A 16,236-nucleotide genomic window follows, 5' to 3' on the forward strand; every position below is an offset into this window, starting at 1 on the left:
CCTCCCAGGATCTCAGGCGAGGCCGAGAACCGCCTGAGCGCGACGCCGCGCCCACGTGTCGGCGGCGAGGACGGTCTCGACGTCGTGGGCACGGGTCTTGTCGTCGACGACGTCGGGCGAGGCCTCCCAGTCGTCGACGACGCGGGTGATCGTGTCGACGATGTCGAGGAAGGAGATCGCGCCGGCGTGGAACGCCTCGACGCACTCCTCGTTGGCCGCGTTGTACACGGCGGGGAACGTGCCGCCCGCCTCGCCGACGCGCCGCGCGAGACGCACCGCGGGGAACGCCTCGCCGTCGACGGGTTCGAACCGCCAGTCCTGCGCGCGACTCCAGTCGATGGGGGTCTCGACGTCGACGAGCCGTTCGGGCCACGAGAGGCCGAGGGCGATGGGGACGAGCATCGTGGGCAGACCCATCTGGGCGAGCACGGCGCCGTCGTGGAACTCGACCATCGAGTGGATCATCTGCTGTGGGTGGACGACGACGTCGATGCGGTCCATCGGCACGTCGAAGAGCAGGTGCGCCTCGATGACCTCGAGGCCCTTGTTGACGAGCGTCGCGGAGTTCGTCGTGATGACCTTGCCCATCGCGAAGTTGGGGTGCGTGAGCGCCTCGGCGGGGGTCACGTGCGCGAGGTCGGCCCGGGAGCGTCCGCGGAACGGCCCGCCGCTCGCCGTGACGACGAGCCGCCGCACCTCCCGCGCCGTGCCCGCCCGAAGCGACTGCGCGATGGCGGAGTGCTCGGAGTCGACCGGCACGATCTGTCCCGGCCTGGCCCGGGCGGTGACGAGGTCGCCGCCGACGATGAGGGACTCCTTGTTCGCGAGCGCGAGGGTCGTGCCCGCCTCCAGCGCGGCGAGGGTCGGCATGAGGCCGATGGAGCCGGTGATGCCGTTGAGGACGACGTCGGCGGGGCGCATCGCGGCGAGGGTGCTCGCCTGCGGCCCGAACGCGAACTCCGGCTCCCCCATGCGTCCGAGCGCGCGTTCGGCGTCGTGGATCGCGGAACGCAGCTCGTCCTCCTCGCCGTGGGCGACGGCGACGAACGGCACCTCGAACTCGGCGGCCTGACGGGCGAGGAGCCCCAGGTCGCTGCCGCCCGCCGACAGGGCGACGACGCGGTACCGCTCGGGGTGTCGACGGCAGATCTCGAGGGCCTGCGTACCGATCGACCCCGTCGAGCCGAGGACGACGACGTCACGCCGCTCCGTCACCGCCGGCTCCGACACCCCCTGCGCGAGCGGGGATCCGGTGGGGTGCGGTGCAGGTGTCGACGTCATGGCCACATCGTGGCAGAGGCCACCGACGACCGGGCGGGCCAGCCTGCACCGAGCGTCCGCCGACTCCGCTCGGTAAGCCCGTTCACCTCTCTGCGGACCGAGCGGGGCCGGTCTGGGCGACGGCCCGAGCCTTCACGGCACAGCGGTGGCCCGTGAGGGGGAGCCCACGTCGTCGCGAGGGTCGTACCGACCGCTCCGGACGCGCCTGGCGGTCCACCGCGACCACGGCCAGGAGCAGGGCACCCCCGCCCCCGAACTGGGCGGGGTCCCGCTCTCCACCCGCCCGGTGGGCCGCGCGGACGGTCACGACGTCCTCGCACGTCACGAACGACGGCAACACCGTGGCGAACAGGATCAGGTCTTCGCCCAGGAGACGCTCGGACCGGTCGAGCCGCGTGGCATTCGTGAGCCACCACTCCTCGTGAGCGACGTCGATGCTGCCCGGCCACACGATCACCGACCGCGAGAGCCGGATGAGCGGAAAGCAGACCACGAGGGGGAGGACGACACTCGTGGCGACGCCACGTGGAGAGCGAGGAGGAGGCCATCGCCCTCCGTTCTCGCCCGTGGGTGCCGACCTCACCCCGGGGCCACGCAGGGCGACCCTCGGGACGAGTGTCGTCAGCGGCGTGCCGCGTCCTGCCGGTAGCGGGCAAAGAACTCCTCCTCGCGCCACTGGGTGACGCCGCCGGAGCGCACCGCGACGGGAGCACCGGCGTCGTCGCGCGCGACGTGCCACAACTCCCCAGGTGCCCCGAACCCGTCCTGCGGGCGGGCGGTGAGGGTGTCGGCATCGACGATGCGGAGATCCTGGTGCTCGAACGTCGGGTCCGGGGAGTCCGGGGAGTACGCGACGAGGCGGTCACCGAGCATCCGGATGTCGAGGTAGCCCCACGAGCACACGAACCGGCCGGTGAAGCTCTCCGGATCGATGCCCGCCGCGGCGGCGTCCTGCGGGGCCGACCCGAGGGGCGCACCGGCGGGCAGGGAGCGGGCGGCGGCCTCGTCGTCGGTCGGCATCGCCTCCCGCGCGGCGAGGTCGATGAGCTTGAGGAGCCCCGTCGCGAGTTCGGCCGCGGGGCCGCCCGTCTGGTTGGTGAGGACACAGACGACGAGCCCGGTGACCGGGTCGACGAGCGTACGGGTGATGAAGCCGGGGAAACCGCCGGAGTGGCCGACGATCCGGCGTCCGCCGATCTCGTCGAGGATGAGGCCGAGGCCGTACCGCCCCTGCTCCTTGCCGTCGACGACCAGGATCGACTCGTCTCGCTGCATGAGGCGCTTGCTCGCGTCGGTGAGGAGCCGGTCGTCGCCGAGGGCGTGCGCGGCGGCGTAGGCGGAGAGGTCCTCGGCGCACGCGACGAACCCCGTCGCCGGGGCCATGCCGAACGTCGAGGGGTTCGCGAGCACGAACGGCGGCTCGTCCTCGTCCCGCCCGAAAAGACCGGAGTGGCCCCACGCGCACTCCTCGGTGGGCACGTCGTCGATGTCGACGTGGACGCGGGAGAGGCCGAGAGGGTCGAGGATCCGCGAGCGCACGGCCTCTTCGTAGGAGCTGCCCGCGGCGCGCGCGACGACGATGCCGAGCAGGCTGTACCCGACGTTCGTGTACTTGAAGTGTGTGTTCGGCTCGAGGACCCGCCCCTCCCCCGGGAGTCGCGCGAGGAGCTCCTCGACCGTCGGGAAGTCGCCGAGGTGCTGCCAGAAGTCGGCGTCCTCGCCGTCACGGACGATGCCGGCCTGGTGCCCGAGGAGCTCACGCACCGTGACGGACCCGAGGGCGTGGTCGGCGAGCTCCGGCACCCAACGGGCGACACGGTCGTCGAGGCCGAGCACCCCGTCCTCGCGCAGCTGCATCGCCGCCGTCGCCGTGAACGTCTTCGAGTGCGAGGCGACGCGGAAGAGATGGCGCGTCGTGAGCGGGACGTCGTTCTCGACGTCGGCGCTGCCGAACGCCGCCGACACCCCGATCCCCTCCCCCACCCGGATGCACACCTGCACCCCGGGCACCCGCAGCTGTCGGCGGCGGAGGTCGACCCAGGCGGTGAGCGCCTCGGCGGAGTCGCGGACGGCCGTGAGCAACCGCTCGCGGGAGGGGGTGGTGGCGCGGACGTCGTCGGGGGTCGTGGTCATCCCCCCATCGTGCCCGCGGGTCTCGTGACACGTTCCCGTTTCGCCGGATCACGCCGGGTCGAGGACGCGGCGTCGCGTGGAGTGTTCAGGTCGCGGACATGCCGGAGGGGGCCGGCGCCTCACGGCTCCGGCCCCCTCCGGGTGTGTCGTCTCGTCAGCGACCCTGGTCGCGAAGATCCATCGTCTCCTGCAGGGCCCGCTGGAAGTCGCGCTGTTCGTCGGTCATGTCGAACTCCTCGAGGCATTCACGTGGCAGCCCGCGGAGGGCCGCCGTGCGGTCACGGTTCCACCACGGACACCGGGAGGTTCACCGGTGGAGTCGCGAGGGCTGCGGGGTTGCCGCGCCACGGGCTCGGGTGGGGCGTTCTCACGCCGTGTCCTCACGGTGGCACAGCGCCGTCGGGCCACGTCGATACCGTCCATATTGTGAGATACGAATCCATCATGCGGACACGTGTCCTGCGGTGTCCCCCACGACCGCACGAGGACGCCGACCCGCGCCCGTCACACCGGAGACGGCCGGAGGCCTCGCGGGACCGACACGGGGAACGGGGCGGAGCTCTCCCCACGGTCCACGCTCACGGGGCGGGCCCCGCGGGTAGCCTGGCAGCACCATTGTTCGACGAGGAGTTCGGCGAGGAGAAGGACGACATGGCCAAGGACGAGGGGCTCAGCCTCGGGTACCGCATCGGTTGGAACATCCGCAAGCTGGCGATGACCTTCTTCGGCCCCGCCCAGCTGGGCGAGGAGGACCCCATGGAGCGCCTTCACGAGGAGCGTCGCCGCAAGTCGGCGGAGGCCCGCGCGCGTCGGGCGGGACGCTGACGGCCACGTCGGCGGCGAGGCCCCTCGTCGTCCTCGAGCACGTCGACAAGCACTTCGGGGATCTCCACGTCCTCAAGGACGTCGATCTCACCATCCACGCCGGTGAGGTCGTCGTCCTGCTGGGCCCCTCGGGCGCGGGCAAGTCGACGCTGTGTCACACCGTCAACGGGCTGACGCCCATCGACTCCGGCTCGATCACGATCGACGGGCGACCGTTGCCCACCACCGACCGGGGGCTCGCCGACCTCCGTGCCGATCTCGGCATGGTGTTCCAGAGCTTCAACCTGTTCGCCGACATGACGGTCCTGGAGAACGTCATGTACGGACCGGTCAAGGTGCGGCGGCGCCCGAGGGCCGAGGCCGAGGAGCAGGCACGCCACCGCCTCGCGCGCGTCGGCATGCTCGACCACGCCGATGCGATGCCCGCCCAGCTGTCCGGCGGTCAGCAGCAGCGGGTCGCGATCGCCCGCGCGCTCGCGATGGACCCCAAGATCATGCTCTTCGACGAGCCCACCTCGGCGCTGGACCCGGAGATGATCAGCGAGGTCCTCGACGCGATGACCGATCTCGCCGAGTCGGGCATGACGATGCTCGTCGTCACCCACGAGATGGGGTTCGCCCGGCGTGCGGCCGACCGCATCGTGTTCATGGTCGACGGCGCGATCGTCGAGGACACCGATCCCGAGACGTTCTTCACGAACCCGCGCAGCGAGCGGGCGAAGGAGTTCCTCGGCAAGATCCTCCCCCGCTGAGGCAGACGGCCTCCCACGCGAACGGGCGGCCTCTCCACCCCAGCGGTGGAGAGGCCGCCCGTTCGCGTGAACCGACGCGTCAGGACTCGAGGCGTCAGGACTCGATGTTCGCCATGACGTGCTTGATGCGGGTGTAGTCCTCGAACCCGTACATCGAGAGGTCCTTGCCGTAGCCGGAGTGCTTGAACCCGCCGTGGGGCATCTCGGCGACGAGCGGGATGTGGGTGTTGATCCACACGCAGCCGAAGTCGAGCTTGCGGCTCATCCGCATGGCGCGGCCGAAGTCGCGGCTCCACACGCTGCTCGCGAGACCGTACTGCACGCCATTGGCGTAGCGGAGGGCCTCGGCCTCGTCGGTGAAGGACTGGACGGTGATGACGGGGCCGAAGATCTCGTTCTGGACGACCTCGTCATCCTGCTGCAGACCGGAGACGACGGCGGGGCGCAGGTAGTAGCCGCCCTCGAACTCGCCGGTCATCCGGTCGCCGCCGACGAGGCGGGCGTGGTCGGGCAGGCGGTCGAGGAACCCGGTGACGTGGTCGAGCTGGTTGCCGTTGTTCACGGGGCCGAGGAGGGCGTCGTCGTTCGCCGGGAGGCCGACGACGGCGTTCTTCGCGAACTCGCCGAGGGCGGCGACGAACTCGTCGTGGAGGCCCTGCTGGACGAGGACGCGGGTGGCGGCGGTGCAGTCCTGGCCGGCATTGAAGTAGCCGGCGGTGCCGATGCCCTCGATGGCGGCCTCGAGGTCGGCGTCGTCGAAGACGACGACCGGCGCCTTGCCGCCGAGCTCGAGGTGGACGCGCTTGACGTCCTTCGCGGCGGTCTCGGCGACCTGCATACCGGCCCGCACGGAGCCGGTGATGGAGACCATCTGCGGGGTGGCGTGCTCGACGAGGGCGCGGCCGGTGTCGCGGTCGCCGGCGACGACGTTGAAGACGCCGGCGGGGAGGAACTCGGCAGCGATCTCCGCCATGCGGAGCGTCGTCTCGGGTGTCGTGTCGCTCGGCTTGAGGACGACGGTGTTGCCGGCGGCGAGCGCGGGCGCGAACTTCCAGACGGCCATCATCATCGGGTAGTTCCACGGCGTGACCTGGCCGACGACTCCGATGGGCTCGCGGCGGATCCACGAGGTGTGACCGGCCATGTACTCGGCGCTGCCGCGGCCTTCGAGGATGCGGGCGGCACCCGCGAAGAAACGGACCTGGTCGGCCATGACCGGCACCTCCTCGCTCGCGGTGAGCGCGTAGGGCTTGCCGGTGTTCTCGGCCTCGAGCCTGACGAGCTCGTCGCCGTGCTCCTCGAGGGCGTCGGCGAACTTGAGGAGGGCGGCCTGACGTTCGGACGGCGTCGTGTCGGCCCAGCCCTCGAACGCCTCCGACGCGGCGGTGTAGGCGCGGTCGACGTCGGCTGCGGTCGACCGCGGCGACGTGGCGACGACCTCCCCCGTCACGGGGCTGCGCACCTCGATCCGCTCGTCGGTCTCGGCGTCGACGAACGCTCCGCCGACGAAGTTCTTGAGCACGCGGGGGTTCTGCGTCATGGAGGACTCCTTCGTCTCGTGGGCGCCGGGCCGAGGACGGCCCGTCCGACGCCTGACACCGGGCACTGTACCGACCGGACGGTGCCAGGTCGCCGCTTCGCGCCGTCTCGTCGCGATCGGGTGGGCCGCGGCCCGGGGGCGCGTCCCCGCAGGATTCGTCGGCGAGGTCCATACCGGCGGATGACGGCGTGTCCGACTCAGGTCGGATGTGCTGCGGGCGTGGAAGCGACAGACTGCACGGGTGGCGCGATCACACGCGCTCGTGACGAAGGAGTCGGTAGCGCGTGGAGACCGTGCGGCGGTACGTCTTTCCCCTCATCTGGATGCTCGTGTTCGGCGTGATCGCCGCGTCGCTCGCGAAGGTGGCATTCTTCTCCGACGCCTCCGCGGCCGGGCCCCAGGACACCGCTGCGCCGGCCGCCGCCCTCGCCGAGGACTCCACCGTCGCCGTCCGGCGCGCGGACGTCGCCTCGACGTTGTCCCTCCCCGGCACGGTGCGTCCCGACACCGGACGCGTCGTCAAGGCGACGACCGCGGGCGAGGTCGTCGCCGTCTGGGTGAAGAACGGCGACCACGTCGACAAGGGCGCCCGCATCCTCCAGGTCAAGGTCCCCCGCGAGGTCGACCCCGTCGACGCTCCCGCACCGGCCGCCCCCGCCCCGTCGGGCGCTCCCGCAGGATCAGCAGCAGGGTCGGCGGCGGGAGCCCCTGCCGCTGCACCCGTCGCGGCGCCCGCGGCCGCACCGCAGTTCACCTACCACACGCTCCACGCCCCGGCGTCGGGCACGGTGCGCGGGCTCACGGCGACGACCGGCCAGAGCCTCGCCTCGGGCGACACCGTCGCCACTCTCTCCCCCGGCACGTACTCCGCCACCGCCGATCTCACCCCCGAGCAGCAGCTCCAGCTCCTCGGCCGCACCGTCCAGGCGAAGGCCACCATCCCCGGGACGCGGACGCCCGTCTCCTGCACCTCGACCGGCATCGAGGAGGACGACCCCGAGGCCGCCGACGCCCAGCAGCCCGCCGCCCCACAGGTCGACCCGATGACGGGGATGCCGATGGAGAGCACCACTTCCGCCGCGAGCCTCCGCTGCGCGATCCCCGACGGCACGAAGGTCGTACCGGGCCTCGCCGTGACGATCGGCGTCGACCTCGGTTCCGCCAAGAAGACGCTCGTCGTCCCCACCACCGCGGTCGAGGGGACGACCGACGACGGGGCCGTCTACCTCGTCGGCGACGGCGGCGAGCCGACCCGACACCCCGTGCGGCTCGGCCTGCGCGGCGAGGACGTCGTCCAGGTCGTCTCCGGTCTCAAGCAGGGCCAGGAGGTCCTCCGGTTCGTCCCCGGCGTCGACAACCCCGAGGCGCAGAACGGCCCGGGCGGAGCGGGCTGGTGAGTCACGTCGCCCCGGAGCCGGACTCCCCCGCCGGACCGTTCGACCCGTTCGGCCCTGCCCCGGACGCCCCCGTCGGCACTTCCCGTGAGACCACCGACGCGGGCCTCCCGACGGTCGAGGCGGCCACGCCGCTGCTCGAGATGTCGGGGGTCACCCGCGAGGTGCCGCTCCCCAACCGGGAGACACTCCACATCCTCCGCGGCATCGACCTCCGCGTGCACCCCCGCGATCACATCGCGATCGTCGGCCGCTCCGGCTCGGGCAAGACGACGCTCATGAACCTCCTCGGCCTCATCGACCGGCAGACCTCGGGCGAGCTCCTCCTCGACGGGCAGGACGTCGCCCGCATGCGCGACTCCCGGCGGGCCCGCCTGCGGGGGCGTTCCATCGGGTTCGTCTTCCAGCAGTTCAACCTCCTGCCAGGCCGCACCGCCCTCGAGAACGTCATGATGCCGATGCTCTACGGCGACGCCCGCCAGTTCTGGAACCGACGACGCGCCGCGATGGAGATGCTCGACCGCGTCGGACTCGCCGACCGGGCCGAGCAAAAACCGGGGCGTCTCTCCGGCGGCGAGCAGCAGCGTGTCGCCGTCGCCCGCGCCCTCGTGCGTCGCCCCCGGCTCATCCTCGCCGACGAACCCACCGGCGCCCTCGACGTCACCACCGGCGAGGCCGTCATGGCACTCCTCGACGAGATCGCCCGCGAGTCCGACGCCGCCCTCGTGACGATCACCCACGACCTCCAGGTCGCCGCGCTCTCCCGCCGCACCTACCTCCTCGACGGCGGCGTCCTCCACGACGTCGACGTCGACCACGCCGGCGCCGCCCTCGCGGGCACGGGCGGGATCCGCGCCCACCGTGCGGCCGTCGGCGAGGCGAGCACGACCTCGACCTCGATCGGGCCGGAGGTGCAGCGGTGACGGGGTTCCTCGCCTCGATCGTCGAGGCCTACGGCGAGCTGCGCGTCAACAAGGGCCGCGTGCTCCTCTCGCTCATCGGCGTCGCGCTCTCGGTGTTCGCGATGACGGGCGTCCTCGGCGCCGGCGGCATGTTGAGCGGTGCCCTCCAGCAGTCCCTCGAACGGGACATGGGACGCTCGGCGGTGCTCCAGCTCCAACCCACGGGCACCGTGAACGACGCCGGTGAGGCCCGACGTCGCGACGACGCCGTGCTGCAGACCCTCGACCGGCTCGGCATGACGCAACGCTCCCGCACGGCCCAGGTCTCGATGCGCGTCCAGACCCGCAACGGCGTGTTCCCCGTCGACGTCAACGCCGTCGACCCGTCCTGGGCCGACATGTACCGCATCCGCCCCGCCCTCGGCCGGTGGCTCGCCCGCAGCGACGAGGACCGCCTCGCGCCCGCGATCGTCGTCGACGACGAGCTCTACGAGAGGCTCGGCCGCCCGCCGCTCGGCACGGCCACGCTCGTCTCCTACGGGGTGTCCCCCTCCGGCGGCTCCGGCACGACCGGTGGGGCGGCCGGGCATCGTGTCGAGATGGTCGTCGTCGGCGTCCTCCCGCATCGACCGGGCGAGGAGCCGGACGGGATGCTCACCGCCTTCGTGCCGAGCGGCGCGCTCGCCCAGGTCCCCGGCGCCGAATCCGCCGTCCTCCAACGCAGCTACGTCGCCTGGGTACCGCCCGAGGTCGCCGACGAGGCGACGTCCCAGCTGCGCGCCCAGCTCCGCACCGTGCCCGGTGGGCCGATCGAGGCGCAGTCGATGGGCCTCTCCCTCGAGGACATGGGCTTCGACAAGGTGACGTGGGCCATCGCCGCCGTCGCGGGCGTCGTCCTCCTCCTCGGCGCGATGGGCCTCGTCAACATCTCGCTCGTCACCGTGCGCCACCGCATGCGGGAGATCGGGATCAGGCGCTCCTACGGGGCGACCGGCGCGCGGATCTTCGTCGGTGTCCTCATGGAGTCCGTCGTCGCGACGACCGTCGCGGGTCTCATCGGCGTCACCGCCGCCGTCGCGCTCGTCCGGGCACCGTTCGTCCAGCGGTGGTTCGCCCAGACCGGTCTCGTCGACCTGCCACCGTTCCCCGTCTCGGCCGTCGTCACCGGCCTCCTCGCAGCGATCGGGGTCGGCGCCCTCGCCGGGATCGTCCCCGCCCTCATCGCCACCCGCGTCAAGGTCATCGACGCCATCCGCGCCTGAGCACGACGCCGACGCCCCACCGAGTCGGCCACGAGAACCGATGTCGACCGATGACGTCCGACGGTCACCGACGGCGACCGACACGCGAGAGCCCCCGCACCCGGACTCGGGGCGGGGGCTCTCCTCGCTCGCGGAGAGGCGCGGGACGGTCAGTCCTTGCGGAGCACCGGGCGCAGGGTGTCGAGGACGCTCGGGTCCTCGATGGTGCTGGGCACCATGGCCTCCTGGCCGTCGGCGATCTGACGCATGGTCTTGCGCAGGATCTTGCCCGAGCGCGTCTTCGGCAGCGCGACGACGACGTCGACGAGCTTGAGGGCGGCGACGGCGCCGACCTCGTCGCGGACGCGCTGGACGAGCTCCTTGCCGAGACGCTCGGTGTCCTCCTCGGTCTCGATGCCGGAGCCGGACTTGAGCACGACGAACGCGCGCGGGATCTGGCCCTTCATCTGGTCGGCGACGCCGATGACGGCGCACTCGGCGACGGCCGGATGGCCCGCGATCGCGGCCTCGATCGACCCCGTGGACAGTCGGTGGCCGGCGACGTTGAGGACGTCGTCGGTGCGGCCCATGACGTAGACGTAGCCGTCCTCGTCGATGTAGCCGCCGTCACCGGTGAGGTAGTAGCCGTCGTACGCCGAGAGGTAGGACGACACGTAACGGTCGTCGTCGTTCCACAGCGTCGGCAGGGTGCCGGGCGGCATGGGGAGCTTGATCGCGATCGAACCCTCGGCGCCGGGCGGCACCTGCTGACCCTGCTCGTCGAGCACCTGCACGTCGTAACCCGGCGTCGGCACGGTGGGCGACCCCGGCTTGATGGGCAGCTCCTCGATGCCGACGGGGTTGGTCGCGATGGGCCAGCCCGTCTCCGTCTGCCACCAGTTGTCGATGACCGGGATACCGAGCACCTCGCTCGCCCACTTGTACGTCTCGGGGTCGAGACGCTCACCGGCGAGGAAGAGCCGCCGCAGGCTGGAGACGTCGTACTTCTTCAGCTCTTCGGCGTTCGGGTCCTCCTTCTTGATGGCCCGGATCGCCGTCGGTGCCGTGAACAACGACACCACCTCGTACTTCTCGACCACTCGCCAGAACGCGCCCGCGTCGGGGGTGCCGACCGGCTTGCCCTCGTAGACGATCGTCGTCGCGCCCGCGAGCAGCGGCGCGTAGACGATGTAGGAGTGGCCGACGACCCAGCCGACGTCGCTCGCCGTCCAGAACACCTCGCCCGGCCGGATGCCGTACAGGTTGGGCATCGACCACGTCAACGCGACGGCGTGGCCGCCGTTGTCGCGCACGATGCCCTTGGGCTTGCCCGTGGTGCCGGAGGTGTAGAGCACGTAGAGCGGGTCGGTGGCGGCGACCTCGACGCACTCGGCCGGCTGGATCGCGTCGGACTTCATCATCTCGACCCAGTCGACGTCGCGCTCGGTCATCTCGGCCGTGACCTGCTCGCGCTGGAGGATGACGCATCGCTCCGGCTTGTGGCTCGACCGGTCGATCGCCTGGTCGAGGAACGGCTTGTACGGGACCGTGCGGGAGGGCTCGATGCCGCACGACGCCGCGACGACCACCTTGGGTACCGCGTCCTCGATACGGGCCGCGAGCTCCGCCGGCGCGAACCCGCCGAACACGACCGAGTGGATCGCACCGAGACGCGCCGTCGCGAGCATCGCGATGACGGCCTCCGGCACCATCGGCATGTAGATGACGACCCGGTCCCCCTTCTCGACACCGAGGGTGCGCAGCACGCCCGCGAACTTCGCGACCTTCTCGAGGAGTTCGGCGTACGTGTAGCTGCGGGAGGTGCCCGTCACGGGGCTCTCGTAGTGCAGCGCCGCCTGGTCGGCACGGCCGGCGATCACGTGGCGGTCGAGGGCGTTGTAGCAGGTGTTGAGGGTTCCGTCGGAGAACCAGCGGTAGAACGGCGGACGGGAGTCGTCGAGGCCGGTCTTCGGGGGACGGATCCAGTCCACGCCCTGGGCGGCCTCGGCCCAGAACCCTGCCGGGTCCGCGCTGCTTCTGTCGTGGAGTGCTCGGTAGGCGCCGTTGCTCATGGGGTCATCCTCCCCTGTGCACCGCGGCGGCGGGCGACAACGCACCCACCGATCCGACCACCGGCCCGGGGAGGGCCCCGGGCGATCACGGCCGAGGGCGACGAGAGCCCACGACGGTCCCCGGGCCGTGAGAGCCATGAGAGCCGTGAGCCGAGGGCGCACGAGGACCGACGAGGCTCGGCCGACCTGGACGCCCCGGCCCCGGATCGGCCGGTACGCGCGTCCCCGCAAGACGGCGAACGGCCGGCGCGGGCCCCTGTTCCCACGCCGGCCGTCGAGGCCCATCACGTCGAACGTGTGGACTCACCGGGATGCACCGCCGTCAACTCGTCATCCCGGAGTTCTCGGCCCTCAGTCGCACTCGAGGCGCAGCGCCTTCTGCGTGGCCGCGGACGTGACGTCGCATCCGACCCCGTAGGTGCCGAGGTCGACGACCCGCCACTGCCCCTTCGTGCGACGCAGGACGACGGTCGCCGCGTCGAGGTCGGCCGGCCTGTGCGGCGCGAGGACGACCCGCGCCCACGATCCGCTCGTGCGCAGCCCGGTGACGGAGTAGGACGAGGCGGGCACCCCGGCGGTGTACTCGCTGCGGTGGACCGCCCGGGTGATGCTCGTGAGCGTCGACGGCGCGGGCCGCGCCGCGTGCCGCCGCACCTTCGCAGCACGGACGACGCGGTACCGGGATGCCGTCGTGGCCGTCGTCGTGGCCGTCGTGGTCGTCGTCGTGGTCGAACGCTGCGTCGCCGCCTCCGCCTCGCCGGCCACGGTCGCCGGCCCCGCCAGCAGCAGCGCGACGAGACCCGTCGCGAGGATGCGGTGTGCGCGCATGATGTCCTTCTTCCGTCACGTCCCCAGCGAGGGCGGCCCCCGACCCCGCGAACACCCCTATCCTCCCCCCTCCGCGGGGCGGCGGGAAGCGGAAGAGGTGCCCACCGGATCACAACTCGGTGACGTTCGCGTCACCGGCTGGACACGCCCCGTGACCTGCTCGTTCCCGCCCCTTCACCGACCCGTCGGATCGACCGCCGCGACCATGTCGCGTCCGCCGTCCGGACGTCCGTCCCGACCGCGTCATCGCCTTCGTCCGGACACTCCGGAGCACTCGGAACACCCCGGCACCCACCCGACACGGCCCGCGCCACGCCCCGTGGGGGCATCCGCGACGCCCCCTCCCGGCGGACTCCCGACACGCCCTGCGCCTCCCCGTGGAGCGCCGACACCACCCGGCGCGACTCCCCCACCCCGTCCCCCGCCCCACACACGGCGCGTCCTCCTGGCTGCAGCTCCCCGGTCCGCGCCCCGACCTCCCGTGTGCTCCCGCCCCTGCGCCCAGGCCCGCCCCCGGGGGCCGAACGCCCTTGGTCGCATGCCGTGCCCCCGCGGCCTCCTCCACCGGTCGTCGTGCCCTCAGGGCCCTCCGTTCGGCATCATGCGGGCATGGACATCGAGTCGATCGAGGCCCTGCGGGCGGCACTCGACGCAGGCGTGCCGCTGGGGCGCCTGCGTCTCCAGGGTCTCGACCTCACCGAGGACGCCTCGCTCCTCACCGGGCGGGACGACCTCGAGGGCCTCGTCGTCCTCGGCGGGCGCCTCCCCATGCCGCTGGCCCGTCACCTCACCCGCAACGGGGCCGTCGTCCTGCCGCCTGCGCCGCACACCCCCGTCGACCCGTACCGGGGGCGCCTCTACACCCCGGACGAGCTCTACGCCGGGCTCACCGTCGACGGGTACGACGCGACGCCCGACGCCCGCGCCTACGCGTGGAGCAGGTCCGCCCACCTGCGTCACGACGCGTACGTCGCCGTCCTCCGCGCCACGCACGACGTCGCGATGGACGACGCGCTCGACGAGGTGCTCGAGGGCCAGGGCGTCGTCGGCATCATGGGCGGGCACGCACTGCGCCGCGACGACTCCGCCTACGCCGACGCCGCCGCGCTCGCCCACGGCCTTGCACGCCACGGCCTCGTCGTCGCCACCGGCGGCGGGCCGGGCGCGATGGAGGCGGCCAACCTCGGCGCCTTCGCCCCGGACCCCGACGCCCTCACCGACGCCCTTCGTCATCTCGCCGAGGTCCCCTCGTTCGTGCCCGACATCGGCGCCTGGGCCGCGCTCGGTCTCGAGGTATGCGCCGAGCTCCGCGCGCGCCGCCCCGCCGCGACCCCCACGACGTCCGTCGGCATCCCCACGTGGTTCTACGGTCACGAACCCCCGAACGTGTTCTGCGACCACGTCGCGAAGTTCTTCTCCAATGCCGTGCGCGAGGACGGGCTCCTCTCGCGATGCACCGCCGGGATCGTCGTCCTCCCCGGCGCGGCGGGCACGGTGCAGGAGATCTTCCAGTCGGTGACGCCCCGCTACTACGCCGACCCCGACGTCCCCCTCGCACCGCTCGTCCTCGTCGACGTCGAGCACTGGACCCGCACCGTCCCCGTGTGGGACGCGCTGCGAGGCCTGTCGGCCGGACGCCCCGTCGCGGACGTCCTCCACCTCGTCGACGACCTCGGCGAGGCCGCGGAGATCGTCACCGCATCCCGCTGACGCCGTTCGCGTGCGACCTCGGCCCGTCCGTGGTGTCGAGGCACGTGAGTGCTCCGCCCCGGCACCCGGCACCCGGCACCCGGCACCCGGCACCCGGCACCATGTCGTCGAGCCGGTCGGCGTCGAGCGAACGTCCTGGGGCCGACAGGCGTCGGGCCCTCGGAAGCCGCCCGGGACGGGGCACAGCGGGGTACGGCGCAGGACCGGACCCGGCGGGACGACGGCGCTACCGGCGCCTGGGCCGTCAGGCCGTCGCGGCCGCGAGCTGTCCGCAGGCGCCGTCGATGTCGCTGCCGCGGGTGTCGCGCACCGTCGTCGGCACGCCGTGGGCGCGCAGCCGCTCGACGAACTGCTGCATGACGCCGGGCCGCGAGGCCGTCCACTTGCTGCCCGGGGTCGGGTTGAGCGGGATGGGGTTGACGTGCACCCACCCCTTGCCGCGGGCCGTGAGCTTCTCGCCGAGGAGATCGGCGCGCCAGGCCTGGTCGTTCATGTCGCGGATGAGCGCGTACTCGATGGAGACCCGCCGCCCGGTCGCGTCGAAGTACCGACGTGCGGCGTCGAGCGCCTCGTCGACGGAGTAACGCGTGTTGATGGGGACCAGTTCGTCGCGGAGCTCGTCGTCGGGGGCGTGGAGGCTGAGCGCGAGCGTCACGGGGATGCCCTCCGCCGCGAGACGGTCGATGCCGGGCACGAGGCCGACGGTCGACATCGTGATGCCACGCGCCGACATGCCGAGCCCCTCCGGCGCGGGCGCCACCATGCGGCGGATCGCGGCGATCGCCCGCCTGTAGTTGACGAGCGCTTCGCCCATCCCCATGAAGACGACGTTGCTCACGCGGGCCGGGCCCTCGTGCTGGTGCTCTCCCCCGTGCTCGTCGGCGTCGGGGCTGTCGAACGCGCCGACCTCGGCGTCGCCGTCCGCGTCGGCGTACTCCGCCGACCCCGGCTCGACGTGCCCCTCCGCGAGCATCCGGGAGGCCTCGACGACCTGTCCCACGATCTCCGCCGTCGAGAGGTTGCGCGTGAAGCCCTCCTGGCCCGTGGCGCAGAAGGGGCAGTTCATCCCGCAGCCGGCCTGGCTGGATATACACACCGTCGCGCGTCGCGGGTACCGCATGAGGACCGACTCGACGAGCGCACCGTCGTGGAGTCGCCACACCGACTTGATCGTCGCGCCCCCGTCGGCGTGCAGGTGACGCACCGGTTCGAGCAGCGACGGCAGGAGAGCCCCGACGAGGTCCTCACGGCCGGCGGCGGGAAGATCCGTCATCGCCGCGGGGTCGCTCGTGTGGCCGACGAAGTAGTGCCGAGAGACCTGCTTCGCGCGGAAGCCCGGCACCCCCAACGCCTTCGCGGCGTCGACGCGATCCGGCATGTCGAGGTCGGCGAGATGCGTCGGCGGCATCGGGTTGCCCGGCGGGGAGAACGTCACCTGCCCGCGAGGCGGGCGGCGGCGTTCCAGCCGGACGCGGACCGGGGACGACGACGACTCGGACACAGGACTCCTCGAGGGTGGAAGAAGAGCGGTGGACCCGCCCGGCGGCGCACCGCTCAG

The 16,236-nt window shown here is 72.4% G+C and carries 12 protein-coding genes; 6 read left to right on the forward strand and 6 right to left on the reverse strand.

What is annotated here, in order from left to right:
- Positions 1 to 12: 12 nt before the first annotated feature.
- A complete protein-coding gene (gene dxr / locus MOPEL_RS03000) occupies positions 13 to 1,281 on the reverse strand; it encodes a 1-deoxy-D-xylulose-5-phosphate reductoisomerase (RefSeq protein ID WP_009481379.1) in 1,269 nt (422 codons plus the stop codon).
- 621 nt (positions 1,282 to 1,902) lie between these two features.
- A complete protein-coding gene (locus MOPEL_RS03010; RefSeq protein WP_009481381.1) occupies positions 1,903 to 3,414 on the reverse strand; it encodes a serine hydrolase domain-containing protein in 1,512 nt (503 codons plus the stop codon).
- Between the two features lie 615 nt (positions 3,415 to 4,029).
- Here MOPEL_RS03010 and MOPEL_RS17040 point away from each other — a divergent pair.
- Both MOPEL_RS17040 and MOPEL_RS03015 read left to right on the forward strand, forming a co-directional pair.
- Entirely contained in the window at positions 4,030 to 4,239 is a 210-nt protein-coding gene (locus MOPEL_RS17040) for a hypothetical protein (RefSeq protein WP_009481382.1), read from the forward strand.
- Positions 4,236 to 4,991: an amino acid ABC transporter ATP-binding protein gene (locus MOPEL_RS03015; protein WP_040632653.1), complete on the forward strand. Its 756-nt coding sequence runs from the start codon at positions 4,236 to 4,238 to the stop codon at positions 4,989 to 4,991. Before MOPEL_RS17040 ends, MOPEL_RS03015 begins: the two co-directional genes overlap by 4 nt.
- Positions 4,992 to 5,085: 94 nt before the next feature.
- Here MOPEL_RS03015 and MOPEL_RS03020 read toward each other — a convergent pair whose 3' ends face one another.
- Positions 5,086 to 6,531 (reverse strand): gamma-aminobutyraldehyde dehydrogenase, encoded by a 1,446-nt coding sequence (locus MOPEL_RS03020; RefSeq protein WP_009481384.1) that lies wholly within the window; start codon positions 6,529 to 6,531, stop codon positions 5,086 to 5,088.
- A 284-nt stretch (positions 6,532 to 6,815) separates the two neighbouring features.
- On the opposite strand from MOPEL_RS03020, the gene MOPEL_RS15670 reads away from it, so the two are divergent.
- From MOPEL_RS15670 to MOPEL_RS03040, 3 genes are read left to right on the forward strand one after another with little or no spacing between them, the layout of a single operon-like run.
- Entirely contained in the window at positions 6,816 to 7,928 is a 1,113-nt protein-coding gene (locus tag MOPEL_RS15670; RefSeq protein ID WP_009481385.1) for an efflux RND transporter periplasmic adaptor subunit, read from the forward strand.
- On the forward strand, positions 7,925 to 8,848 hold the full coding sequence (locus tag MOPEL_RS03035; protein WP_009481386.1) for an ABC transporter ATP-binding protein: 924 nt from the start codon (positions 7,925 to 7,927) through the stop codon (positions 8,846 to 8,848). Before MOPEL_RS15670 ends, MOPEL_RS03035 begins: the two co-directional genes overlap by 4 nt.
- On the forward strand, positions 8,845 to 10,089 hold the full coding sequence (locus MOPEL_RS03040; protein ID WP_009481387.1) for an ABC transporter permease: 1,245 nt from the start codon (positions 8,845 to 8,847) through the stop codon (positions 10,087 to 10,089). Before MOPEL_RS03035 ends, MOPEL_RS03040 begins: the two co-directional genes overlap by 4 nt.
- 149 nt (positions 10,090 to 10,238) lie before the next feature.
- On the opposite strand, the gene MOPEL_RS03045 is transcribed toward MOPEL_RS03040, so the two are convergent.
- A complete protein-coding gene (locus tag MOPEL_RS03045) occupies positions 10,239 to 12,140 on the reverse strand; it encodes a propionyl-CoA synthetase (protein WP_009481388.1) in 1,902 nt (633 codons plus the stop codon).
- 351 nt (positions 12,141 to 12,491) lie between these two features.
- Complete coding sequence (locus MOPEL_RS15675) at positions 12,492 to 12,968, reverse strand: hypothetical protein (RefSeq protein WP_009481389.1); 477 nt, start codon at positions 12,966 to 12,968, stop codon at positions 12,492 to 12,494.
- Positions 12,969 to 13,577: 609 nt separating this feature from the next.
- Between MOPEL_RS15675 and MOPEL_RS03055 the strand changes: the two genes are divergently transcribed.
- On the forward strand, positions 13,578 to 14,678 hold the full coding sequence (locus MOPEL_RS03055) for an LOG family protein (RefSeq protein ID WP_009481390.1): 1,101 nt from the start codon (positions 13,578 to 13,580) through the stop codon (positions 14,676 to 14,678).
- Between the two features lie 244 nt (positions 14,679 to 14,922).
- On the opposite strand, the gene rlmN is transcribed toward MOPEL_RS03055, so the two are convergent.
- Positions 14,923 to 16,179 (reverse strand): 23S rRNA (adenine(2503)-C(2))-methyltransferase RlmN, encoded by a 1,257-nt coding sequence (gene rlmN, locus MOPEL_RS03060; protein ID WP_009481391.1) that lies wholly within the window; start codon positions 16,177 to 16,179, stop codon positions 14,923 to 14,925.
- Between the last annotated feature and the right edge of the window lie 57 nt (positions 16,180 to 16,236).

The organism is Mobilicoccus pelagius NBRC 104925 (assembly GCF_000247995.1).
Classification (GTDB): domain Bacteria; phylum Actinomycetota; class Actinomycetes; order Actinomycetales; family Dermatophilaceae; genus Mobilicoccus; species Mobilicoccus pelagius.